This is a genomic window from Lentilactobacillus farraginis DSM 18382 = JCM 14108 (assembly GCF_000583655.1).
Lineage (GTDB): Bacteria > Bacillota > Bacilli > Lactobacillales > Lactobacillaceae > Lentilactobacillus > Lentilactobacillus farraginis.
In genome coordinates, this window is the sequence record NZ_BAKI01000010.1 from 41427 (window position 1) to 67136 (window position 25710).

Genomic DNA, 25710 nt, shown 5'->3' on the forward strand with positions numbered 1-25710 from the left:
GATCCTCCTTACCAGAATATCCAATGACTAAAACGGTCTATTATCAAATTGCTAGGAAGTGCTGTCAATGAAAAAACAATTTATAAAAAAAGGCGTAACGGGCTTTATCTTTGGCCTGCTCGCCATTATTGCACTGATTATGATCTTTAATAAGCCGATTAAGAATAAAGTTGTGGCAACTTATCAGCCTAAAGTTACCCGGCAAGCTGTTGTAGCCGCTTCAAAAAAGGAAACTGCCAACAAAAAACATCGACAGCGTTTTAAAACTGCCAGTTATAATTTTAAGAAGGTAAAACCACTTGACTTTGGGACAGTCGTCTCTTCACGAATCCATTCCCGCCAAATTGCGCCGGCGGGCCAGATTCTGGTCCCGCAATCAGGCATTCACCTGCCGATTGGCCTCGGTGTTTCGAATACCACCTTAGCGTTAGCCGCCGGAACGATGAGACCGGATCAGCAAATGGGGCGAGGCAACTATCCTTTGGCTGGTCATCACATGACGGATCCCAAAATTTTATTTGGCCCGCTTTATTTTAAAACTCGGATTGGCCAGTCCGTTTATTTGACAGATATGAAAAGCGTTTACCAATATCAAGTCTATCAACGGGTCTTTATTGCAGCTGATCGGGTGGATGTTATTAATCAGACAAAGCAGCCAATTGTGACGCTGATAACCTGTGATGCTACCGGCAAGGGACGGTTGATGATCAGGGGCCGGCTGGTTAAAACAACGCCTTTAAAGCGGACTGATTCAAAAATAAAACGAGCCTTTTTAAGGCCCGTTAACAGCTAGTGTTGATTTGCTTTAATGTAGTCCAACCATTTGGGCAGCGCAAGTGACAGCTGGCGATAAGTCCTACCGAATTTATGGTCATACCATGGATCGGGAATATCTTGGCCGGCTTTTTCCGGGACGATATCAAAGCACAGGTGAATTTTATTTTCGGTTGATGAATCAGCCATTTGTTTTAAGTAGTAAATATTTTGACTATCCATACCGATAATTAAATCCGCCCATTGAAAATCCTGCCGGGTAATCGGTCGGGACCGTAACATCGAAATATCCAATCCGTGTTTGGCCATCTCGGCTGGGCACCAGGGTGCGGCTGGTTGCCTTCTTCCTCACTGCTGATTCCCGCAGAGTCAATGTGGATTTTGTCTTGAAGATGCTGTTTGGCAACCATTTCTTTAAAAATCCCTTCCGCCATTGGGGAGCGACAGATATTTCCCAAGCAAACAAATAAAACATTAGTCATAATTAACAACCTCAGATTACTAGTATATTAACATTAATCATAACAACTATTAGTCTGAAGGGCAAACAAATCAATGCCGCTTACGCAAGACAGAAATCAAATTCCGGAGTACAATGAAATTGAAAAGCTAAAATGGAGAAATGAACGATGAAGGGAAATTTCATATTTATTAATACAAATCCAATTTCAAACATGATTTTGTCTTCGGGGATTACAGCAGCTGATTATGTTAACGGTCTTGATGAACTTCCGGACAATATTATTTTACTTAACGATGATGTCGATGCTGCCAACGGTTATAATTCCCATTCGAGATTTAACCTGATCAATGGGGCGGGAGAAATTCGTCGTTATCTTTTAAGAGCTTCTCTTAAACCCAAAAAGTTCATTGATTTCAACAATGAGGACAATGTTAACAGCTTGTCTCCGTTTGAAATTGCCGAACTGTTGTATCTGGGTCATATGGGGACGCCGATGGGAAGGCCGTTTTCTTCCAAACTACTGAATCACTATATTTATCTTGACTTGGAAAACGACACGACCCGCTCTTATTACCGTCGCTTTTCGGATTTTAATCATGTTTTGGAAATTGCGGTTAAGCGTCATTTGAGAGAAGTTCATAACACACTGCGGGTTTTCTTGCGGCCGTTGGCAATTAAAGACGTGGATAATTCGATTTTGATTAAGCTGATTACCCAGGCAAATGATGGTTTGTTTATTACTTTTGGGGATTTACGCGAGAAAAACCGGGTTTACCATATTCCCCTCAGAGTTTTAAAGAACCCGGATCAGGTTTCAATCATTTTGAAAACCAGGCTATCACCAACAATACCGATTATATCGGTGATTTAACCTATGATCTTCAGCGTTCACAATGGCAACTGCAATGGCAGGATCAGGCAGCGGATGTTTAGTCTGCTGTTTTTTGTTATAATGGATTTAATTATATTCTTACATTGGAGCGCTAAAAATGAAAATGACGATTGGCGAAATTGTCAAAGCAATTAATGCCAGCCTTGAAGATCAAAGTGATGAAGTTTTACAAACTGAAGTGAACGGCGTATGTTTTGATACGCGAAAGCTGACACCCGGTCAGCTTTTTATTCCACTGCAGGGTGATCATGACGGCCATGATTTTATTGAGAATGCTGTTAAGGGGGGCGCAAGGGCAACGCTATGGGGCCGTGACCATATAGACCGGCTGCCGGTTTCTATTCCTGCACTGGTTGTTGATGATCCACTGCAGGCCTTTCAAAAATTAAGCCGGTATTATCTAACCAAGATTAATCCCCGGGTGATTGCAATAACGGGGAGCAATGGCAAGACGACAACCAAAGATATGATTGCATCGGTTTTAGATGATGAATTCAACGTTACCAAGACTCATGATAATTTTAATAATGAGATCGGCGTTCCCTATACGATTTTACAGATGGAGTCCAATACTGACTTTTTGGTAGTCGAGATGGGAATGGACCGCCCGGGACAGTTGGATTTTCTTTCCAAGTTAGTTTCACCGGATGTCGCTGTTATTACGATGATTGGCGAAGCGCATATTGAGTTTTTTGGCACCCGTGATAAAATTGCCGATGCCAAAATGGAAATTACCCATGGTCTAAAAGCGGATGGCTATTTCATCTATGATGGGGATGAGCCACTGCTGCGGGAGCGGGCCGAATCACTCGATTTCGCCAAAATGACGTTTGGCAGAAATCAGACCAATGATGTGTACGCGGTCAGCACAAGTGACGGTCAGTTCAGGACGTCGTTTGAGGTTAATTTATGGCCGGATAAAAAAATAACGATTCCAATGATGGGTGATTATAATGTCAATAATGCCTTGGCGGCAATCGCAGTTGGTAAGCTGTTTCGAATTCCCGAAATTGAAATAACGCAAAAATTGGCCCATTTTGATTTAACTAAAAATCGGACCGAATGGTTAACCGGCACAAAGGGTGAAAAAATTCTCAGTGACGTTTATAATTCAAATCCAACGGCTGCCAGGGAAGTGTTAACGGCCTTTAGTCAAACGCCTGTCGTAGGGCGAAGAATTGTTGTTTTGGGTGATATGCTGGAATTGGGTAATCAATCGCCGCAAATGCATGCATCGCTGGCTGCGGATATTGATTCAAATGCAATTGCGGCTGTTTACCTGATCGGTAAGGATATGCAGGCGTTGTACGAGAAGTTGAAACCGTTTTTTGCACCGGAAAATCTCCATTATTATCAGGCCGATCAACTACAGCAGCTGAGTGAGGATTTGAAGCGGGACCTTCAGCCGAATGACGAGGTGATGTTAAAGGCAAGCCATGGGATACATCTTGAGAAGATTGTCGCGAAATTAACAGCTTAATGAAAAAGTTGATTAGGCTTGCGTAATTTATGTAAACGATGTAAACTTAATAAGTTACTTTTTGAAAAGTAGATGTATTTTAAAAAAGAAGTTACGTTAATTTATAGAAATCTAGTCAAGTAATTAACGCGGTACGAAAAACGGACTTTTTTCAGTTAATTACGGAACTGTTATTGTTCCAATTTAGGAGGAAACATATTTGAAGTTTAGTGAATTAGGACTATCGGACAGCTTACTTTCAGCGATCTCAAAGAGCGGCTTTGAAGAAGCAACGCCCATTCAGGCTGAAACAATCCCAATGGTTCTTAATGGAGAAGACGTTATTGGCCAGGCACAAACCGGAACGGGAAAAACTGCAGCGTTTGCACTGCCGATTTTGCAGCATTTGGATTTTGACAATCCAAACGTTCAGGCATTGATTATTTCACCAACTCGTGAACTGGCTATCCAAACCCAAGAAGAAGTTTATCGACTTGGAAAAGATGAAAAAGCCAAGGTTCAGGTTGTGTATGGTGGCGCTGATATTCGGCGTCAAATCAACGCTTTAAAGAACCATCCCCAGATTATTGTTGGAACTCCGGGAAGAATTCTGGACCATATCAGTCGTCATACATTGAAGCTGGATCACGTTAAAACACTGGTGCTTGATGAAGCTGACGAAATGCTAAACATGGGCTTTTTGGATGATATCGAGTCAATTATCAAACAAGTGCCGTCTGATCGACAGACTTTGCTTTTTTCAGCAACGATGCCCCCGCAAATTAAGCGGGTCGGTGTTCAGTTCATGAAAGATCCAAAACAGGTTAAGATCAAGGCTAAGGAACTTACAACGGACTTGATTGACCAGTATTACGTTCGGGTAAAGGAATACGAAAAGTTTGATACGATGACGCGGTTCTTTGATGTTCAGGACCCGGAAGTAACGATTGTATTCTGCCGGACCAAGCGGCGGGTTGATGAAGTCTCCAAAGGTCTTGAAGCCCGGGGTTACAACGCTGCCGGCTTGCATGGTGATTTGACCCAGGCTCGACGGACTCAGATCATGAATGAATTTAAGCGCGGAAAAGTTGATATCTTAGTGGCAACCGATGTTGCTGCTCGAGGAATCGATATTTCTGGTGTTACTCATGTGTACAATTATGATATTCCTCAGGATCCCGATAGTTATGTCCATCGGGTTGGCCGGACAGGCCGGGCCGGTAAGCATGGTGTTTCCATCACGTTTACAACGCCAAATGAAATGGATTATCTTCATGAAATTGAAAAATTAACTAAGGTGCGGATGCTGCCACTGAAGCCGCCTACAGAACAGGAAGCCTTTGTTGGGCAATTAAACAGTGCTGAATCTGATATTGGTGAATTGATCAAACGCACCAATACCGAAAAGTATGAAAAAATGGCTGACAAACTTCTGGACGAGTACGAAGCAACTGATTTGGTTGCAGCCCTGCTTAATGATGTTACCAGAGATTATGTTAAGGTTAAAATCACACCGGAACGACCATTGTCAAGACGACATCATGGTAGTGGTCGTCGAAATAATAATCATCGCGGCGGAGGTCATTGGAATAACCATCGGAATGATAATCGCGGTTCTTCAAGAAACCGAAATCGTCGTGGTAATGGCGGCAGTCGGGATCGCAATCGGAAAGATGATCATCATTCAAGCAGTAAACGCCGTTTTACGATTAAAAATAAATAGGTCGCTTGGGTCATTAAGCGATGATGGCAAAGGTCGGAGCAATTTGTTCCGGCTTTTGTTACTTACATAGAAAAATATGGTATTATTAATTGTGACTTTGCTAACTAGTTTGTGAGGAAATTATTTATGATTGCCGGATTAGGAATTGATATTACAGACATTTATCGGATTAAGGCAGCTGTTACCCATAACGCTCACTTTGTTGCTCGAATATTAACGGCAGCAGAAATAGAGCAGATTGCCGGATTTTCTGAAAAACGAAAGATTGAATATATTGCCGGTCGATTTTCTGCCAAGGAATCGTATTCAAAAGCGTTCGGGTCTGGACTGGGCTCAGCTGTCCGTTTTCATGACTTAACGATTATTGACGATGCAAAGGGTAAGCCGGTGGTATTAGCCCATCCATTTGATGGAAAAGCGTTTGTTTCAATCTCGCATACTGATGAGATTGTCATGACTGAAGTTATTCTAGAAAGATAAGAGGGTTAAAGATGACTGTTGGAAATTTGCGAAACGCAAGATTAATCATCAATCAGGAAGCAATTTTTAATAATGTCAGGAATGCCGTTGAAAAGACGCAGGCCGGAACGGACCTTTTTGTGGTTGTCAAAGCAGACGGCTATGGTCACGGTGCAATTCAAGTTGCCAGGATGGCTGAGAAAGCCGGTGCCAAGGGATTTTGTGTTGCTTTACTGGAAGAGGGGCTGGCACTTCGCCATGCCGGCTTTACCGAACCAATTCTGGTTTTGGGAATTACAGAACCTGCAGCTGCCGCAATTGCGCGGGATCAGCGTATCTCACTAACAGTTACCTCAGACGAGTGGCTAACAACTGTTGCAGCAATTTTGGCGCAACAACCCAGTCAGGCCAAGCTGGCAATTCATTTAGCAATGGATACCGGAATGGGGAGAATCGGCTTTCAAAAACCGGCCGAATTAAAGCAGGCGATTAGTACCCTAACCCGCTTTGACAAGGTGTTTGAATTTGAAGGATTGTTTACGCATTTTTCAACAGCAGATAGTAAAGATGACACTTACTTTAACTATCAGTATGAAAACTTTCAAAAAATGATGGCGGTGGTTAAGCAGCGGCCAAAGTACGTCCACGTTGCAAATACCGCAACGAGTATGTGGCATCAGGTCTGTGGTGCCAATATGGTCCGTTATGGTATTGCGACTTATGGTTTGAATCCTTCCGGCCGAGAAATTACCGAGACGCCTTATCCCTTGTTTCCGGCTATGCGGTTTGAGGCCGGCTTGATTCATGTTAAGAAGATTCAAAAGGGCCGTTCAATTGGGTATGGCGCTACTTACCAAGCAAAAGATGATGAATGGATTGGCACAGTACCGGTTGGTTATGCGGATGGTTTTCCAAGAAAAATGCAGGGCTTTTCAGTATTGGTGGACGGTCATTTCTGCCCAGTTGTTGGCCGGGTCTGCATGGATCAGTTTATGATTAGGCTGCCGAAGCGTTACCCGGTTGATACAATTGTGACGATCATTGGTCAATCCGGTTCAAATCAAATTACGGTTGATGATATTGCCGATCAACTGGAAACAATTAATTACGAGGTTATTTGTGGCTTTAGTGAACGACTTCAGAGAAAATATGTCTGATGCTACTGCTTTATTGAAACTTTCATGTTATATTAGAAGGTAAAGTAATCTTGGAAAATAGGGGACATTACGATGAAAAAAGCAACTAATCACAAGCAATTTTCAGTTATGATCAACGATCGGGTTGCAGACAGGTTGGATCAGTTCTGTACGACTGTTGGTGTTTCGGAAAGTGCGGCAGTTGAAATTGCGATCAACTATTTTTTTTGATGATCCTAAATTAATTAGTGGTTTGATGAAGGGTTATTGTGAAATGGCGAATTTAAATCGAGAGATTAGTCACGATTTTTCGTGTTGTGAAGAGGATGCGGATATTCATCTGGCACAGTATCGGCGAAGATTACGAAATTTTTATTAGTGAAAATTAAACGATGCGATGATGGGAGGTGTGAGGGTGACTGACGTTATTTTTAAACGTGGAGACATTTTCTACGCTGATCTATCACCCGTTGTCGGTTCTGAACAGGGTGGCATGAGGCCGGTGTTAATTATTCAAAACGACATCGGTAATCATTATAGTCCAACAGTTATTGTCGCTGCCATAACCGCAAGAATTTCAAAACCCAAGATGCCCACCCATGTTGGCATCTCGGCCAGCAATGGGATCGAACGGGACTCGGTTATCTTATTGGAGCAGATTAGAACAATTGACAAGCAGCGATTAAAGGATAAAGTTACCCATTTGAACAATTCAACAATGGCTAAAGTTGATAAAGCGGTTCGAATTAGTTTGGGATTAGGCAAAAACGCGTGAGAGACCAGAATACATATAGTGATGTTCAATTTTTTATCGAATGTAACTAGGGGAAAATGCGGAAACGTGAAGCGGGTATCGGGTGTGATGCCGGTAAAACCGATGATTCAATCACTTTTGGTTTAGTATTAATAATAACCTTAACAAGTTTATTTGAAACGGGCAAAAAATAAGTATTAAAAAAGTCGGCGCGTATTTGGACGCACCGGCTTTTTTACGTAGTAAATTATCAAACTTACTTGTTTTCTTCTTTGAGATTTTCAACTTCCGGAACTCGAAATTCTTTTCGTTCCAAGGCGGCAATAATTCGGTTTAAACGGTCCTCATCAACGTCTGCAGGTAAGGTAAACATGATTCGGTGAACTAATTCGCCTTCCTGGGCATCCAATGAGATAACACTTGCGATGTTGGTATATTTAGTGATAATTTTAGCAATTTCTTCGAGGTCACCACGTTCGCCACTGGAAACAACGGTTAGGACGTAGCTGCCGATATTGACGTTCCATGATTGTGACAGCATGTCCAGCAGCCGGGTATGGGTTAAAATACCATAGAATCGATTTTGGGCGTCAAGGACCGCAATATACGGCAGATCCTTAATCGAGAAGAACACTTGAAAGAACGCTGAGTTAACATTAACGAATTTGGTCGCGTTTTTTAGAAGTGTTGTAACGGGTAAGGACATATCGCCACCTCGTGATTTATGACGATAGATGTGCATTTTATAAATGTTGCCCCGGAAAATTGTCCCGGTTTCATCAAGAATCGGGACACATCGATAGCCGGAATCCTCAAGGATTTGAAGCGCTTCTTCAAGCGTCGCGTCTTCTTTAACTGTCACCAGACGTTCCTTGGGCTTAACAAGTGTTTTTAATAGCATTTCTAATTCCTCCAACTTTAAGCTGTATATGTTCATAATACCATAGCGGCATTCAGAACAGTACAAATAAAAATGATAATTTCTCATGAATTGTTAATCAAAATAATATTTTGTTAATGATTATCGAAGACGTGTTGAAATTGGTTGCTGGTTTTCAACGTTTTAATAATTATTTGGTTGAACGTTTCATGTGCTGTGCCCAATAAAAAATCCGGGCAAAATTCTTTGTCCGGACTTTTCAGTCAAAATAATTTTGATCTGTTTAGATGATTCATTAAAGTTGATCCATGCCGTCTTTAGTGGTCTTTTGAAGCGTTTCGGCAGAAGCTTTCATTGCGGCTTTTTCTTTGTCGTTAAGTGGGACTTCGATCACTTTTGCGATACCGGAACCATTGACAACGGCTGGGCTGCCGATGTAAACATCGTTTAAGCCGTATTCACCGTTCATTGGCGCACCGACAGGCAAAATCGTATTTTCATCGTGTAAGATAGCCCGAGAAATTCTCATTAAGCAGGTTGCAACACCGTAGAAAGTTGCCCCTTTGCGATTAATAATTTCGTATGCCTTGTGACGGACCTGATCTTCAATGGTTGCCAAATCATCATCTGACAGGCCGGCTCGTTTAGCAACATCCAGGAATGGTTCGCCGCCAACCCGGGCAGCTGAATAAGCTGCAAACTCAGAATCGCCGTGTTCACCTAAAATATAGGCATCAATTGATTGTGGGTTAAGGTTTAATTTCTTACCCAATGCAACTCTCAAACGGGCGGAATCCAAAGATGTCCCACTGCCGAAAACCCGGTCCTTTGGGAAGCCTGAGAATTTCTGGGCAGCGTAAGTTAAGATATCAACTGGGTTGGCTGCGACAACGATGATTCCCTTAAAGCCGGAATCAACTAATGGGGTGATAATGGCCTTCATGATCTTTAGGTTTTTGTTAACCAGATCCAGACGGGTTTCACCCGGCTTTTGAGGTGCGCCAGCCGTAATGATAGCTAAGTCAGCATCTTGGCAGTCCTTATAGTCACCGGAATAAACGTGCTTTGGTGATGTAAATACTTGAGCATCTTCAAGATCCAAGGCGTCACCAACGGTTCGTTCCTTAACAACATCAACGATAACGAATTCTTCGCCAAGTCCCTGTTGCATCATTGCAAAGGCGTATGAAGAACCTACCGCGCCGTCACCGATTAATGCTACTTTTTGACGTTTTAGAGTCAAAATAATCATCTCCCAATCTTTTTTTATCTGTATAAATTATACCACAGGGTCGTTTTGATTTTCACAAATCGCATCATAATAATTTGATTAGAAGGGATGAGCATATGCTGTGAGGGCGTCTTCGGATTGCTCAATTGGTATCTAGACCAATTTGGCTGATTCAGATTATTTAATTGATTCCTGCCAACTTTCGGCATGTTTGGCCAACTATGCTATAATCTAACTTACAAGCTTGATGTTGATATGACGCAACTTGATAATTTATAATCTAACAATCACAGCCGCTGAACTACTTGGTTCAGCCTTTTGTGTTGCAAGAATGTGAGGATAATTTAAAAAGATGAAAATGATTGTTGGCTTGGGAAATATTGGCCCTCAATATGATGGCACCCGTCACAATACGGGGTTTATGGTTGTTGAAAGTTTTGCCCAAAAGCATGGTTTGGCGATTAGAACCCGAAAAATGAATGCCAAAATCGGGACAGCCTTTGTAAATAACGAAAAAGTGTTGGTTGTTGAACCGACAACGTTCATGAATGATTCAGGGATTGCGGTTAAACCGTTAATGGATTATTTTGATATATCAGCCGAAAACGTGATTGTCGTTCACGACGACATGGATCTGCCAATTGGGAAAATCCGGATTAAAGACAAGGGATCTGCGGGCGGTCATAATGGCATTAAAAGTTTAATCAGCAATTTAGGAACGGAACACTTTTCCAGGATTCGAGTAGGCATTGCGCATCCGGATAAAAATAATACCGTCGTCAACTATGTTTTGGGGCGGTTTTCGAAGGACCAGTTACCAGAATTTAAAATTGCTGCTGACAACGCGGTAAATGCGCTTGAAGATTGGTTGGCCGGGGTTACGATTCCTGAATTGGAGAATCGTTACAATTAGTGAGAGGACGATAAAATTGCAATTGGATCAACTACTTTCCGAAATACCTCAATTTAAGCAAATTGAATCACATCTTAAAACCAACAGTCGGCAATTGATCACTGGTATTGGCGGCTCGGCGCGGACATTATTGATTAATAATCTGCTTAAAAAAACTAATCGGCCGGTAATTATGGTAGTCGACACCCTTTTTCATGCTGATCAACTGGTCAGTGATTTTAGTAATCTGTTGCCTGATGACCAGATCTTTGAATTTCCGGTTGAGGAAATGGGAGCTGCCGAGTTGGCGACAAGCTCGCCGGAGTATAAGGCTCAACGGGTGTTGGCAATGAATAAGCTGCTTAGTGGCGAGCCGGCAGTTGTGGTTACCTCAGTCTCCGGATTAAAACGATTACTGCCTTCACCCGATCAGTTTGCCGAGGCTAAATTAACGATCGACATGGATTCGGAATATGATTTGGAAAAACTAAAACTGAAGCTGCATCAAATGGGGTACACATTTCAAAAGATGGTTGCGGCTCCCGGCGATTTTTCAATTCGGGGTTCGATTCTGGATATTTTCCCCTTAAATAGTCAGGATCCGGTTCGAATTGATTTCTTTGATACGGAAGTTGATTCGATGAGGGTCTTTGATGTTTCAAATCAACGAAGCACCGGGACTATTAAATCCGTTCAGGTTTTACCGGCCACCGATTTATTGATTAATGATGAACAGCGGCAAAGTGCTGTTGAAAACCTTAAGAAACAGCTGGCCGCTGAAAAAGCCGATTTGGATGACCAGACTGCCAAAAAACTGACGAATACAATTGAGCCCCAGCTGATGGATCTTAAAAATGGTTTGAATGATCCAAGGTGGTTACTGTTCGCCAACCTGTTTTACGATCGGGCTTATTCATTGCTTGATTATTTATCTTCAGCTGGGCTGGTGGTTTTTGACGATTATTCGCGGATTACCGAATCGCAGCGTCAACTTGAAAGCGACGACAGTGTTTGGTTGACGGATAAGATTAAAAATCATGAGTTATTGAAGGCCACCGACTACACTAATGATTTTAAAACCATTTTCAAAAAGAACCAGCGGGCAACTTTGATCCTATCACTTTTTCAAAAGGGACTCGGGCGAATGCGCCTGGACAGTGTGATTAATATTACCGTTCGGCCAATGCAGCAATTCTTCTCGCAAATGCCGATGCTGCGAACGGAAATTGGCCGTTGGCAAAAACAAAACCAGACGGTCGTGATTTTGGTTCAGGACCAAAACCGCATGCAGAAAGTTGCTCAAACTTTGGCGGATTTCGAAATTGCGGCTGTTCAAACCGACCCGTCAACGATTTTAACCCGGCAGGTTCAATTGGTTCATGGCAACCTTGAAAACGGGTTTGAATTGCCGGCTGCCGATTTGGTGGTGATTACCGAAAAAGAAATGTTTGGCACAATTGTTAAAAAACGGCCTCGCCAGACAACGTTTAACAACGCTGAACGGATTAAAAGTTATACGGATTTAAAACCCGGGGATTATGTGGTTCATGTTAACCACGGAATTGGCCGCTACGAGGGTATGAAGACGATGACGGTTGATGGTAAACATCAGGATTATCTGACCATTGCCTATCAGGACTCTGCCAAACTGTTTATTCCGGTTACCCAGTTAAATATGATCCAAAAGTATGTTTCCTCCGAAGATAAGAAACCCAGAATTAATAAATTGGGTGGAAGCGATTGGCAGAAAACCAAACGAAAAGTTGCTGCTAAAATTGAGGATATCGCCGATGATTTGATCGCGCTTTACGCTAAGCGGGATGCTGAAAAAGGGTATGCCTATCCGCCCGATGATTCTCTTCAAAACGAGTTTGAAGCCCGTTTTCCGTATACCGAAACCCCTGATCAGCTGCGAAGTGCGGACGAAATCAAACATGATATGGAAACGGCTAAACCGATGGACCGCTTGTTGGTTGGTGACGTTGGTTATGGGAAAACGGAAGTTGCGCTTCGGGCCGCGTTTAAAGCGGTGGAAGTTGGCAAACAGGTTGCGTTTTTGGTTCCGACAACCATTTTGGCGCAGCAGCATTATGAAACAATGCTGGAGCGTTTTAACGATTATCCAATTGAAGTTCGCGTACTTTCCAGATTCCAAACAGCCGCGCAAATCCGCGAAACGTTGGCTGGATTGAAGAACGGGACGGTTGATATCGTTGTCGGCACCCATCGGTTACTGTCAAAAGACGTTAAATTTAATAATTTGGGACTATTAATTATTGATGAAGAACAGCGATTTGGCGTTAAACACAAGGAACGAATTAAAGAGATGCGGACCGATGTTGACGTTTTAACGTTGACGGCCACGCCGATTCCCAGAACACTGAACATGTCAATGATGGGAGTTCGGGATTTATCGGTAATCGAAACACCGCCTGCCAACCGGTATCCAATTCAGACTTATGTGCTTGAACAAAATGCCGGGACAATTCGGGAAGCAATTGAACGGGAAATGGCTCGTGGCGGGCAGGTCTTTTATCTGCATAATCGGGTTGCCGATATTGAAAAGACGGTTGAACAATTAAGTGCTTTGGTGCCGGATGCCCGAATTGCTTATATTCACGGTCAGATGACAGAAAACCAAATGGAAGATATTCTATATGACTTTGTTAACGGTGAATACGATGTATTGGTGACAACAACAATTATTGAAACCGGCGTCGATATTCCAAACGTTAACACGTTGTTTGTGGAAAATGCCGACCATATGGGTCTCTCACAGCTTTATCAGCTGAGAGGGCGGATTGGCCGCAGCAGCCGGGTAGCTTATGCTTATTTCATGTATCAGCCAAATAAGGTGCTGACTGAAGTAGGTGAGAAACGCTTGGAAGCGATTCGTGATTTTACGGAACTGGGTTCCGGTTTTAAAATCGCGATGCGGGACCTTTCGATTCGGGGCGCCGGTAATCTTTTGGGTAAACAACAGTCCGGCTTTGTTGATTCGGTGGGTTATGATTTATATACCCAAATGCTGGCCGATGCTGTCTCAAAGAAGCGTGGCAAAAACGTGGCCTTTAAAACGGATACCACGATTGAACTTGATCTTGAAGCCTATCTGCCGAGTGATTATATTCAGGATAATCAACAAAAAATTGAGATTTACAAGCGGATTCGTCAAGTAGGAAATAAGGACCAACTTGATGAGGTAACTGACGATTTGCTTGACCGGTTTGGAGATTATAACCAACCGGTTGCCAACCTGTTAAAGATTACCGAGATGAAGATGTACTCGGACTTGGCAATGGTTGAAAAAATTCATCAGGATGGACCGAGAGTTACGTTAACCTTTGCCAAGCAGGCCAGTGATACCTTCGGCAGTAAAGATTTACTGGCAGCCATCGCTCAAACAAAGTTTAGGGCCACAATCAACAATGCCGACAAAAAATATCAGGTGATTTTAACCGTTCAGCCCAATATGAAGGACTGGTTGGACCAAATCATTGCGTTTAACCGTGCTTTAGCGCTTACCAGGAAAAAACACGAAAGTCGTAAGGTAACTTCAAATGACAAGTAATTCTCGTCGAAAGCAGATTCTGGCGGGGACGTTTCTACTAACGGCCGCGGCATTTATCGCCAAGTTTTTAAGCGCCGTTTATCGGGTGCCGTTTCAAAACATGGTGGGTAACGTTGGCTTTTATGTGTATCAGCAGATTTATCCGATTTATGGTATCGGGATGACGGTTGCGTTAAACGGTCTGCCCCTATTTATTTCCAAGCTGGTTGTTGATATTAAGGACCCCCGGGATCAAATGGCCGTAATTTATCGAATTCAATTATTAGTAACGATTCTGTCGGTGACCTTCTTTTTGGGATTACAGTTTGGGGCAACCTGGATTGCAGCCGCGATGAGCGATGTGCGCTTGGCACCGGTAATTAAAGCAGTTAGCTGGATGTTTTTATTGGGACCTTTTTTGGCAACTTGGCGCGGCTATTTTCAAGGCAGGATGAATATGCGGCCAACCGCTTATTCGCAGGTCATTGAACAGGTTGTTCGGGTAACTTTCATTCTGGTTTCGGCTGCTTGGGCAGTCCATCACTTTGCGAATCCTTATCAAATCGGAACGTTGGCCATGTTTTCCGCGCCGATTGCCGGGGTGTGTGCCTTACTGGTTCTTTATGTCAGTCTTTGCCGGACACGTTTGCCCAAGTCCAGTCATCGGCAGGTATACACGCGGCTGCTTTCGAGAATTTTGTTTGAAGGTGGGACCCTTTGCCTGGTTTCTGCGGTAATGCTGCTGCTGCAATTAGTGGATTCGTTTTCAGTAGTTTCAGGATTGCGGGACTTTGGACTATCATTTTCGACAGCCCAAAACATAAAGGGCATTTATGACCGTTCCCAGACATTGGTTCAATTGGGGATGGTGGTGACAATTGCCTCGACAACCGCTGTCCTGCCAAACTTGTCGTTGGCCCATGCCAGATCTCACGAAACAACTTTTGATCATTTGGCACGGACACTATGCGGGTCAACCTGGCATTATCATTGGCAATGAGTGCCGGCTTGTTTGTTTTAATGCCCCAAATTAATCAACTGCTTTTTTCAACGGCCGGTTTAAACCTGACGATTGCCGTTTATTGTTTCAGTATCGTCCTAACAACCGTGATTTTAACGGATAATATGGTTCTTCAGGCACGCGGGCAATACGGACCAACAATGGCCGCTATTCTTTGCGGCTTCGGTGTTAAGATTATTGTCAACAAATGGCTGGTTGCTTCTTTGGGCATTATTGGTGCCAGTGTTGCGACACTTATGAGTCTTGCAGTGATGGTACTGTTAATGAGGACGGCCGCCAGCCGGTCTTTGGCCGGTTTGACAGACGGGCGGCAATTAATAAAATTGGTTGTTGTCCTAGTGGTGATGATGACAGGTGTCGGATTGGCTGCCACAATCATCGGGGACTGGCTGATTGTTGAAAATGGCCGCTTGCAGGCACTGCTGATCGTGATGATCGGCGTGCCACTTGGTGCCGGAATCTTTCTCTATGGGTGTAAACGATTGCGGGTATTTACACTTCGGGAATGGTTTGCGGTACCATTGATTAGTAAATTACTCAGAGTAATGAAATAATTAAAGAAAGTAACGGGTGAAAAAATGAGAATCGATAAATTTTTAAAAGTTTCCAGAATTATCAAACGGCGTTCAGTTGCCAAGGAAATTGCCGACAAGGTCGAATTACGATTAATGGTCGCGTTGCCAAATCCTCTTCAGACGTTAGTACCAATGATAAAGTTGTTATTAAATTCGGCAATAAGACGCTGACAGTCTTGGTAAAAGCGCTTTTGGATACTACCAAAAAAGATGACGCCCAGAAAATGTATGAAATTGTTTCTGAAGATTATGAACACGATTACAGAAACGAATAAATAAAATTATTAAGAACCCTTGAATTGTATGGACAAACGCGCTTTTATTGTTATAATTTATCATTAGAAAGTGTTTTAATTCAGGGGGATTGAACATGGCCCAACAACAGCAGAAAATCAGAAAATTAGAAAACAACTATACCCGACGGCGTGAGCTTGAGTTTCAGACAACGAAAGCTTCCATTTCAGTGCGTCGCCGTCGAAAGAAACGGGCTTTGATTATTATTTCTGTCTTTATGATTTTTGCGTTGATTTTTACAGCTCAGATTATCCGGGCAAAGGTCAATTATGCTGCTGTTAATGTTCAAATTTCAAAGCAAAAACAAAAGGTGAAAAAAGAGCGGGCTGAGCATAAGCGGCTAACCGCTCAGGTTTCTCAGCTAAATGATAAAGACTACGTTGAACAATTAATTCGCGATCGTTACTACTACACCAAACCTGGTGAGACGGTCTATAGTTTTCCCAACAAGGCGCCTAAAGACGTTAATAATGGGAATGAGTAATTTTAAGATACTTTAGTCGATTCGGGGCAACTGGGCAGATCCATATAAGACTGACTTGGTGGCCTTTTTTTTACGTTAAAATTCTCGCTTCAAAAGCAAAGTTGTGGTTTACTTGTATCGATGGGGGACAAACAGAATGAAGGCAATCTTCATTAATTTTTAATTTGTTTCCCGATACAAATTTTTATATGCTATACTAGTTGTACTTAGAACTAATAGGAGGAACAATTTTTTTAATGGCAATTGAAGTTGGGGAAAAAGTTAATGGTAAAGTTTCCGGAATTACAAATTTTGGTGCATTTATTGATTTAGGTGATCATCGAACGGGATTAGTTCATATCAGCGAAGTTTCTGACGGATTTGTTAAAGATATCCATGATGTTTTAAAGGTTGGCGATGAAGTAACCGTCAAGGTTTTGAAAGTTGAAGGAAATAATAAGATCAGTCTGTCAATTCGAAAAGCCAAAGATTCAGCCGGCCATGGGGAAAGTCACGAATCAAGTCATGAAAATTATGGCCATCATAATAATCATGAACGGGAAAATAATCATGACTATCACGAAAATCGCGGTCATCATGCCAGAAATAATCATGCCAACAATCGGGGGAGCCATTCCGGCAATCATCCCGAGAGTTTGATGATTTAATGTCAGGCTTTCTTAAACAAAGTGAAGATCGACTGGCAACCCTGCGGAAAAATACCGAAGGGAAACGCGGCGGTCGCGGCGGTCGTCGAAGTTAAGCAAATAAGTGATTTATAATAATTTAAAAACTGGAACGGAACCAAAAATGGTTTTGGTCTGGTTTTTTTGTGGTATGTCTTAATTACTATTTTTAGCCATTGGAAAGGAATCGTTTATTTTAGTGGATCTGCAGCAGAGATTTAATCAAATAATTAATCGCCATGATTGGTGGCAGACTGGACAACCGGTCGTCGTCGCAGTTTCTACCGGTGTCGACTCGATGACACTGCTTGAGTTATTGCAGCACCTGCCTAAAAAACGACCTCAAATTATTGTTGCATACGTTGATCATCAACTCCGTGATCAGAGCCGATTGGAAACGGCTTTTATTCAACGGTATTGCCGTGATCATCATTTGCAGCTGGCACAAACTGTTTGGAAGCGTACCAGCCATCCCAGCCATGGCATTGAGGCGGCTGCCCGAGAGTTTCGATATCGATTTTTCCGGTCGGTTTTGAAGGCTAACCGGGCAACCGTGTTGTTAACGGCTCATCATAGTGATGATTTGGCTGAAACAATGTTGATGAAGCTGGTTCGGGGCGGTCAGATTGAATCATTGATTGGTATTCAACAGCAGCGCCAAACAGCCTTTGGCAGGCTGATTCGGCCGATGCTGGCTTTCAGTAAGCGTGATATTCGACGGTTTGCCGCTTCTAAACAGCTTCATTGGTTTGAAGACCAAACCAATCAGGATTTGACGATTGAGCGAAATCGGTTCCGATACCGTTATCTGGCGGATCTTAAGCGCGAAAACGCGAGGATTCTGACACACTTTGGTGATTATTCCAAGCAACTGGAGATGCTGACGGCAGCCAATCGGGAATTAATCACGCCAATTGCCGAACAGCTGGTAGTGTCGTTTACAGCTAATCGGGAAATCGTTTTAAACGGAACCCGGTTGACCACTTATTCGAAACCGCTTCAAATGGCGGTCCTGAAATATCTGATTGAAGTAAAATTAGCAATTTGCAACGTAGCGCTGCCCCAATTTAAACAACTCCTGCGATTGCTGGCAAACCCGGCAAAACCGCAGGGACAACTGCAACTGTCAAACAATTGGCAGTTTATTAAAAGCTATCAACGACTTTCAATTGTAAAAAAAGTCGACAAACCTGTTACAAAACCTAAAATCAGTCGTCAATTTATGGTAATATTAGACCGATGGTATTTGTTGGATGACGGATTAAAGTTTGGCGTTTTCACAACGCGGCCTTCCGAAGCTGAGAAGGTGACAGTTTTTCATTTAACCGATAGCCAACTGCCACTGTCGATTCGGCGGTGGCAGCCCGGCGACCGGCTCAGATTGAAAAATGGCGGCCACCAAAAAATCAGTCGGGTTATGATTGATTTAAAAGTGCCGAAGGGCCAGCGTTTAAATGCCAATCTTCTGGTGACGTCTCGAGACAAAATCCTCGCGGTAATCGGCCTGAAAAGTGCGGCTTTACCTGGTGACAGCGGACAAAGGCTGTACTTGGCAGAATCCGGATCGCAATTAACTTCAGAAAGAAAAGGAACTAACAATGAATAACGACATCTTAAAAATTCTTTATAGTACCGAGCAGATTAACCAGGCCTGTCAAAGGCTTGGCAAGCAGATTCAGAAAGTCTATGCCGATAAGGTGCCGGTTGTTATTGGGGTATTAAAAGGGGCTACTTTTTTCATGTCGGATATCGTTCGCCAAGCCGATACTTACATGGAAATTGATTTTATTGATGTATCAAGTTATCATGGAACGACGCAATCTTCAGGAACGGTTGACCTGATCACTGATATTTCAACAGATGTTTCGGGGCGGGATGTTTTAATTGTCGAAGACATTGTCGATACGGGACGGACATTGAAGTTTTTGATGGATAACTTAACCAAGCGGGGTGCGCGTTCGATTAAGGTATGTACATTGCTTGATAAACCTGCTGGCAGGCAAGTGAGAGCCGACTCTGATTTTGTCGGCTTCAAAGTTCCTAATGAATTTGTCGTCGGATATGGGCTTGATTACGATGAAAAGTATCGGAATCTGCCTTACATTGGTGTCTTAAAACCAGAGATTTATACAAACAATTAATGGTCAAAAATAGTCAATTGTGGTAGTATTTTGACTATCAACATGAATAATTTTTTTGAGGAGGACGTTGATGAACTCAAATAAAAATGGGCTTTTTAAAAATAGTCTATTTTACATTGTCATATTCTTACTGATAATGGGTGTCATCTACTTTTTCAATGGAAGTAGTTCAAACACACAATCTCAGGAAGTCCAATCGAGCCAATTTGTGAAGGACTTGAAGAGTGACAAAGTAAAAAGCTTTTCAATTCAGCCTTCAGGCGGTGTTTACAAAGTAACCGGTGAATACAGGCAGGGCCAAAGGGCTAAGGTGAACAGCAACTTCTTGGTTGGCGGCAATCAAAGCCAGTCTAAGAATGTTACTAAGTTCACAACAACCGTTCTTGAGAATAACTCCTCAATTGCTGAAATCACCAAGGCCGCGCAGTCGAATAATATTAAGATGAATGCAAAGCCTGAAGAGTCAAGCGGTTTTTGGGTAAACTTACTGGTTTACGTACTACCGCTGTTACTATTTGTATGGTTCTTTTATATGATGATGGGCCGAGCTGGCGGTCAAGGCGGCGGAAATGGCAGAGTGATGAACTTTGGCAAATCCAAGGCTAAGCCAGCCGACAGTAAGCAAAATAAGGTACGTTTCTCAGATGTTGCCGGTGAAGAAGAGGAAAAGCAGGAACTTGTTGAAGTGGTTGAGTTTCTGAAAGATCCACGTAAATTCACCACCTTGGGGGCCACCATTCCGCATGGTGTTTTATTGGAGGGCCCTCCTGGTACCGGTAAGACTTTGCTTGCAAAGGCGGTCGCTGGTGAAGCGGGCGTTCCATTCTATTCAATTTCCGGATCGGATTTTGTTGAAATGTTTGTTGGTGTTGGTGCCAGTCGTGTTCGGGACTTGTTTGATCAAGCCAAGAAAGCAGCACCGGCCATCATCTTTATCGATGAAATTGATGCCGTTGGTCGTCGACGTGGTGCCGGTATGGGCGGTGGCCACGATGAACGTGAACAGACGTTGAATCAATTATTGGTTGAAATGGATGGTTTTAGCGGCAATGAAGGTGTGATCGTAATTGCCGCTACCAACCGGGCAGATGTATTGGATCCAGCTTTAACCCGTCCTGGACGTTTTGACCGAAAGATTTTGGTTGGCCGGCCTGATATTAATGGTCGTGAAGCTATTTTGAAGGTTCACTCCAAGAATAAGCCGTTTGCCAATGATGTCGACTTGCACGAAATCGCCAAACAAACCCCTGGTTTTGTGGGTGCTGACTTGGCCAACCTGTTGAACGAAGCAGCATTACTGGCTGCCCGGCGCAACAAGACCGAAATTGACGCCAGTGATATTGATGAAGCCGAAGACCGGGTAATTGCCGGTCCTGCCAAGCGAAATCGGGTCATTTCCAAAGAAGAACGCGAAACCGTGGCTTACCACGAAGCCGGTCATACCGTTGTTGGGTTGGTACTTAACGATGCTCGGGTAGTCCACAAAGTAACAATCGTGCCCCGTGGTCGTGCCGGTGGTTATGCAATTATGCTGCCGCGTGAAGATCAACAGTTGATGTCTAAACGGGACGCAATGGAACAAATTGCTGGTTTAATGGGTGGCCGAGCTGCCGAAGAGATTGTTTTCCATTCACAATCATCCGGTGCTTCGAACGACTTTGAGCAGGCAACCAACATTGCTCGGGCGATGGTTACCCAATACGGCATGAGTGAACGGCTTGGTAATGTGCAGTTGGAAAATCCAGCTCAGGATACTTATGGACCGCGTTATTCACAGGAAACTGCCGCTGCAGTCGATGAAGAAGTTCGTCGATTAACCAATGAAGCGCATGAAACAGCTAAGAAGATCATCGAGGAACATCGTGACAAGCATAAGCTGATTGCACAAGCATTGCTTAAGTACGAAACACTTGATGAAAAACAGATTCTTTCTTTGTGGAAGAATGGGAAGATGCCTGAAAGTTCAAAGACAAACGAATTTCCAAGTGAACGGGCCGCAACTTTTGAAGAAGCTAAACGGGAACTGGAACGTAAGGAAGCTGAACGTCAGGCCCAACTGGAGAAACAGCACGAAGGCCAAGACACTGATGATCAATCCAAGGATAAGCATTCAGCGGATTCATCTGAAAATGTCAAAAAGCCGGACGATGATTCCACCAGTGAAAAGAAAACCGATGATCAACCTAACCAAAATGATCATCATGATGACAGTAATTAGATTATTTAACGGAAATGAGTTTAGGGTGATGAAACCTCTAAACTCGTTTTTGTTATGAACGGGGAGATTAATTAATGAAAGATTATCTAGTAAAAGCAACAACAACGGACGGTATGTTTCGAGCGTATGCCGTTGACGCCAAAGAAACTATTTCAACGGCTCAAAAAGACCATGACACTTGGAGTGCTTCATCGGCGGCTTTGGGGCGGACCCTAATTGGCTCACTAATGTTGGCTGCCTCTGTGGATAAGAGCGGTGAAGCAATTACCGTTAAAATCAATGGGCAGGGACCAGTTGGTGGGATTGTTGTCGACAGTGACTCAAAGGGACATGTTAAAGGCTATATTCAAAATCCACATGTTCATCTCCCGTTAAATAAAAAGCATAAAATTGACGTCAGCAAAGCGGTTGGTGTTAATGGTTTTCTTGAGGTTACTCGAGTATCAGCCAATGAGGATCCTTATACCAGTAGTGTGCCGCTTGCATCAGGCGAAATTGGGGATGATTTTACCTTCTATTTGGCGCAATCCGAACAGATTCCTTCGGCGGTTGGCGTTTCAGTATTCGTAAATGATGATAATTCAATTGGTGCTGCCGGTGGCTACTTGATTCAAACGCTACCAGGTGCTAGTGATGACGCGATTACGAAAGTGATTAATCGGATTAAAGAAATGCCAATGATTTCTGAATTGCTGTTGGATCACCAAACGCCGGAAGAGATGCTTGAGTTGATCTTTGGAAAGAACAATTTACATTTTTTGGATAAAATGCCGGTTGAATTTTATTGCAATTGTTCCAAGCAAAAATTCGCCCAGGACCTTGCCGGCATCTCGGTTGACCAGCTTGAAACGATGTTGAAAGAAGATCGGGGTGTCAGTGTTACCTGCAACTTCTGCCAGTCAAAATACCGGTATAATGAAGAAGAACTAAGGGCAATCATCGCTGCTGCCAAGCAGAAAAAGGCCTCATCCAAATAGAAAAAATATTTTTATATTGGTCACGTGAAGTGGTGTTGCCGACAAGCGCTATCCATTTATTTTCAGATGTGATAATATAGCTATCGGACTTTTGCGAAGAATTGAGAATTGATTTTGAGGTGATTTTTATGGAATGGAAAATTGGCGATGTAACGATTCCCAATCAAGTAGTCGTTGCCCCCATGGCTGGTGTAACCAATTCGGCATTTAGAATTATTTGTAAAGAATTTGGTGCCGGCCTGGTGGTTTGCGAAATGATTTCGGATCGCGGCATTATGTATAAAAATAAAAAAACACTAGATATGATGTTTGTTGATCCCAAGGAACATCCAATGAGCATCCAAATTTTTGGCGGTACGAAAGAAACGCTTGTTGAGGCTGCCAAGTTTGTCGATCAACACACAGCAGCCGATATTATCGATATCAATATGGGTTGCCCAGTTAATAAGGTAGTTAAAACCGATGCGGGCGCCCGTTGGCTGCTTGATCCCAAGAAAGTTTATGAGATGGTTTCTTATGTGACTGATGCCGTTAAAAAGCCGGTAACGGTCAAAATGAGAACCGGTTGGGACGAGGACCATATTTACGCAGTTGAAAATGCACTGGCTGCAGAAAAGGCCGGTGCCGCGGCGCTTGCAATGCATGGACGGACACGAAAGCAGATGTACATGGGCCATGCCAATTGGGATATTCTTAAGGAAGTTGCCAGTCAGCTTCATATTCCGTTTATGGGTAATGGGGATGTCAAAACGCCTCAAGATGCCAAAAAGATGCTTGAAGATGTCGGTGCCGATGCAGTGATGATGGGTCGGGCAGTTGAAGGCAATCCATGGGTTCTTAAACAAGTTGAACACTATTTGAAAACCGGTGAGATCCTACCGGAACCAACACCTGAGGAAAAAATTTCAACTGCAAAAGAGCATTTACATCGATTGGTTGCGTTGAAGGGTGATCATGTCGGCTCCCATGAATTCAGGGGTCAGGCTGGATACTATTTGAAAGGAATTTCCCATTCAGCCCGCACAAAGGTTGCTTTGGTAAACGCTGATGGCGAGCAGGCAATGGACGATATTTTTGATGAATTCTTGGAAAAGAATGCCCAGAGAGAGGCAAACCGGCACCGAATGGTTCAATAATCAAGATGGTTTTGTGTTATCATTATTAATAGTTTATTATCGTAGGAGGTTTGACATTGGCCAAAGATAAAGAAATGAATGATCAGATGATTGTTCGTCGGCAAAAGATGGACGAATTGCGTAAGGAAGGAATCGACCCTTTTGGACATCGATTTGAGCGAACATATTTAGCTTCACAGCTTCACGAAGAATTTGACGATACCGACAAAGACGACTTGATGGAAATGGATAAGAAAGTTGTGATCGCCGGTAGGATGATGGCAAAACGTGGTAAAGGTAAAGTTGGTTTTGCTGATTTGAAGGATCGAACCGGTAAGATTCAAATTTACGTTCGAAAAGATATCGTTGGTGAGGACGTCTATCATATTTTTAAACGTTCCGATATTGGCGATCATTTGGGAATTTCCGGGCAGATTATCAAAACCGATATGGGTGAATTAACGGTTCGTGCGGAATCTGTTACCTTTCTTTCAAAAGCACTCCGCCCGTTGCCGGATAAATGGCATGGACTTCAAGATAAGGAGCAGAGGTATCGGCAGCGTTATCTTGATTTGATTTCAAATCAGGATAGTTTTGATCGGTTCCATAAGCGCAGCCATATTATTACAGCGATTCGAAATTATTTGGATGGCCACGGCTATCTGGAAGTTGAAACGCCGGTTCTGCATAATCAAGCCGGTGGTGCCAATGCCCGACCGTTTATTACCCATCATAATGCCTTGAATATTGATCTCTACCTGCGAATTGCACTGGAGCTGCATTTAAAACGATTGATTGTCGGCGGTATGGAACGCGTTTACGAAATTGGCCGGGTTTTCCGAAACGAAGGTATGGATACTCGGCACAATCCGGAATTTACAATGTTGGAATCATACGTTGCTTACTATGACTTTCATGATGTGATGGATGAAACTGAAGGCATTTTTAAGGCTGCTGCAAAGACTGTAAGCAGTGACGGATGATTACCTATCAGGGACATATAATCGACCTTGATAAGCCGTTTAAACGCCAGCATATGGTGGATGCAATCAAAGAGTACACCGGAATTGATTTCTGGAAACCAATGAGCGATGACGACGCCAAAAAGTTGGCGGACGAACACCATATTCATTATGAAACATGGTGGAAGACCGGCCATATTATTAACGCCTTTTTTGAAGAGCTCGTTCAGCCAAAATTGGAACAGCCGACCTTTATCTATGGCCATCCGGTTGAAATTTCACCACTGGCTAAAAAGAATGCTGATGATCCCCGGTTTACCGACCGATTTGAATTGTATATTTTAACCAATGAGTTTGCCAATGCATTTACCGAACTAAACGATCCAATTGACCAACGGCAGCGATTTGAAGCCCAGGTCAAAGAACGCCAGGAAGGTAATGACGAAGCCGAGGGGATTGATGAAGACTATATCGAAGCCCTTGAATATGGTATGCCGCCAACAGGTGGTCTTGGCATCGGGATTGATCGGTTGGTTATGCTGTTAACAGATGCACCGTCTATTAGAGATGTCCTTCTTTTCCCAACTATGCGACCAGAAGATAATTCTGAAAAAGAATAGTTTAAGCGATGGAGCTTTGAAAGATTTGTTTTTAACAAGTTTTTCGAAGCTTTTTTGCTTTGTTTTAATCGTTAAGGTAAGATTGTTAAAACCGAATTTAAGTAAATAGAATGATGGGCAATAGCGTATATACCACTTCTTTAACGAACATAATTCAGGCTACTTATTTAATTCGTTCGCATTTTAAAAAAATGATTTCTCTGAACAATCGTTGCGTTGTTTTAGCAAAAATATTTCAGTAGTTTTTTTAAGCATAGGGGTTGACGAATGCGGCGTTATCCGGTATATTTATCTATGCTGCTTCAGTGAGTTACCAAGTTTTGATTTTCAGCCATTTAGTTGATTGAAAAAAGTTGTTGACATCGCAAAAGCAGTGTGGTAATATTAAATAGTTGTCAAAAGCGAGGGATTGCCGCTGACAACTT

The 25710-nt window shown here is 42.9% G+C and carries 19 protein-coding genes and 5 pseudogenes; 21 read left to right on the top strand and 3 right to left on the bottom strand.

Going from position 1 to position 25710, the window contains the following annotated elements; translation table 11 throughout:
- Positions 1-67: 67 nt before the first annotated feature.
- Positions 68-793, top strand: a complete 726-nt coding sequence (locus JCM14108_RS05515; RefSeq protein WP_035179053.1) for a class A sortase — start codon at positions 68-70, stop codon at positions 791-793.
- Here the strand turns inward: JCM14108_RS05515 and JCM14108_RS05520 are convergent.
- A pseudogene (locus JCM14108_RS05520) lies at positions 790-1256 on the bottom strand (low molecular weight protein-tyrosine-phosphatase). The gene JCM14108_RS05515 and the pseudogene JCM14108_RS05520 overlap by 4 nt on opposite strands.
- Positions 1257-1403: 147 nt before the next feature.
- Here JCM14108_RS05520 and JCM14108_RS05525 point away from each other — a divergent pair.
- From JCM14108_RS05525 to JCM14108_RS05555, 7 genes and pseudogenes are all read left to right on the top strand, one after another.
- Positions 1404-2170: pseudogene (locus tag JCM14108_RS05525) on the top strand (hypothetical protein).
- Positions 2171-2226: 56 nt separating this feature from the next.
- Positions 2227-3609 (top strand): UDP-N-acetylmuramoyl-tripeptide--D-alanyl-D-alanine ligase, encoded by a 1383-nt coding sequence (locus JCM14108_RS05530; protein WP_035179054.1) that lies wholly within the window; start codon positions 2227-2229, stop codon positions 3607-3609.
- Between the two features lie 199 nt (positions 3610-3808).
- A complete protein-coding gene (gene cshA, locus JCM14108_RS05535) occupies positions 3809-5311 on the top strand; it encodes a degradosome RNA helicase CshA (RefSeq protein ID WP_035179056.1) in 1503 nt (500 codons plus the stop codon).
- 126 nt (positions 5312-5437) lie between these two features.
- Positions 5438-5791 (top strand): holo-ACP synthase, encoded by a 354-nt coding sequence (gene acpS, locus JCM14108_RS05540; RefSeq protein ID WP_035179057.1) that lies wholly within the window; start codon positions 5438-5440, stop codon positions 5789-5791.
- Between the two features lie 11 nt (positions 5792-5802).
- On the top strand, positions 5803-6927 hold the full coding sequence (gene alr, locus JCM14108_RS05545) for an alanine racemase (RefSeq protein ID WP_035179059.1): 1125 nt from the start codon (positions 5803-5805) through the stop codon (positions 6925-6927).
- 72 nt (positions 6928-6999) lie between these two features.
- On the top strand, positions 7000-7137 hold the full coding sequence (locus tag JCM14108_RS15145) for a RepB family protein (protein WP_235807111.1): 138 nt from the start codon (positions 7000-7002) through the stop codon (positions 7135-7137).
- A 166-nt stretch (positions 7138-7303) separates the two neighbouring features.
- Positions 7304-7681 carry a type II toxin-antitoxin system PemK/MazF family toxin gene (locus JCM14108_RS05555; RefSeq protein ID WP_035179062.1) on the top strand — a complete coding sequence of 126 codons (378 nt, stop codon included), beginning with the start codon at positions 7304-7306 and terminating at the stop codon, positions 7679-7681.
- A 235-nt stretch (positions 7682-7916) separates the two neighbouring features.
- Here the strand turns inward: JCM14108_RS05555 and cbpA are convergent, their stop codons facing one another.
- Together cbpA and JCM14108_RS05565 are read right to left on the bottom strand one after the other, a co-directional pair.
- A complete protein-coding gene (cbpA, locus tag JCM14108_RS05560; protein WP_035179063.1) occupies positions 7917-8561 on the bottom strand; it encodes a cyclic di-AMP binding protein CbpA in 645 nt (214 codons plus the stop codon).
- 274 nt (positions 8562-8835) lie between these two features.
- On the bottom strand, positions 8836-9792 hold the full coding sequence (locus JCM14108_RS05565) for an L-lactate dehydrogenase (RefSeq protein WP_035179065.1): 957 nt from the start codon (positions 9790-9792) through the stop codon (positions 8836-8838).
- A 331-nt stretch (positions 9793-10123) separates the two neighbouring features.
- On the opposite strand from JCM14108_RS05565, the gene pth reads away from it, so the two are divergent.
- The 13 genes and pseudogenes from pth to lysS all read left to right on the top strand — a co-directional run bounded on the left by pth (position 10124) and on the right by lysS (position 25285).
- Entirely contained in the window at positions 10124-10684 is a 561-nt protein-coding gene (pth, locus tag JCM14108_RS05570) for an aminoacyl-tRNA hydrolase (RefSeq protein WP_035179068.1), read from the top strand.
- Between the two features lie 16 nt (positions 10685-10700).
- Entirely contained in the window at positions 10701-14234 is a 3534-nt protein-coding gene (gene mfd, locus JCM14108_RS05575; RefSeq protein ID WP_304607834.1) for a transcription-repair coupling factor, read from the top strand.
- Entirely contained in the window at positions 14224-15213 is a 990-nt protein-coding gene (locus tag JCM14108_RS15150; protein ID WP_237745726.1) for a polysaccharide biosynthesis protein, read from the top strand. The genes mfd and JCM14108_RS15150 overlap by 11 nt, the downstream gene beginning before the upstream one ends.
- Positions 15180-15788, top strand: coding sequence for a polysaccharide biosynthesis C-terminal domain-containing protein (locus tag JCM14108_RS15155; protein ID WP_237745727.1), 609 nt, complete (start codon positions 15180-15182; stop codon positions 15786-15788). The genes JCM14108_RS15150 and JCM14108_RS15155 overlap by 34 nt, the downstream gene beginning before the upstream one ends.
- Positions 15789-15812: 24 nt before the next feature.
- Positions 15813-16084: pseudogene (locus JCM14108_RS05585) on the top strand (RNA-binding S4 domain-containing protein).
- Positions 16085-16179: 95 nt separating this feature from the next.
- On the top strand, positions 16180-16587 hold the full coding sequence (locus JCM14108_RS05590; protein ID WP_035179070.1) for an FtsB family cell division protein: 408 nt from the start codon (positions 16180-16182) through the stop codon (positions 16585-16587).
- 236 nt (positions 16588-16823) lie between these two features.
- A pseudogene (locus tag JCM14108_RS05595) lies at positions 16824-17329 on the top strand (S1 domain-containing RNA-binding protein).
- Positions 17330-17451: 122 nt separating this feature from the next.
- Positions 17452-18858, top strand: coding sequence for a tRNA lysidine(34) synthetase TilS (gene tilS, locus JCM14108_RS05600; RefSeq protein ID WP_035179072.1), 1407 nt, complete (start codon positions 17452-17454; stop codon positions 18856-18858).
- Complete coding sequence (gene hpt / locus JCM14108_RS05605) at positions 18851-19393, top strand: hypoxanthine phosphoribosyltransferase (RefSeq protein ID WP_035179073.1); 543 nt, start codon at positions 18851-18853, stop codon at positions 19391-19393. The genes tilS and hpt overlap by 8 nt, the downstream gene beginning before the upstream one ends.
- A gap of 70 nt (positions 19394-19463) precedes the next feature.
- On the top strand, positions 19464-21611 hold the full coding sequence (gene ftsH, locus JCM14108_RS05610; RefSeq protein WP_035179075.1) for an ATP-dependent zinc metalloprotease FtsH: 2148 nt from the start codon (positions 19464-19466) through the stop codon (positions 21609-21611).
- A 74-nt stretch (positions 21612-21685) separates the two neighbouring features.
- Entirely contained in the window at positions 21686-22588 is a 903-nt protein-coding gene (hslO, locus tag JCM14108_RS05615) for an Hsp33 family molecular chaperone HslO (RefSeq protein ID WP_035179078.1), read from the top strand.
- 128 nt (positions 22589-22716) lie between these two features.
- Positions 22717-23724, top strand: coding sequence for a tRNA dihydrouridine synthase DusB (gene dusB / locus JCM14108_RS05620; RefSeq protein ID WP_035179079.1), 1008 nt, complete (start codon positions 22717-22719; stop codon positions 23722-23724).
- A 56-nt stretch (positions 23725-23780) separates the two neighbouring features.
- A pseudogene (gene lysS, locus JCM14108_RS05625) lies at positions 23781-25285 on the top strand (lysine--tRNA ligase).
- The last annotated feature ends 425 nt before the right edge of the window (positions 25286-25710 follow it).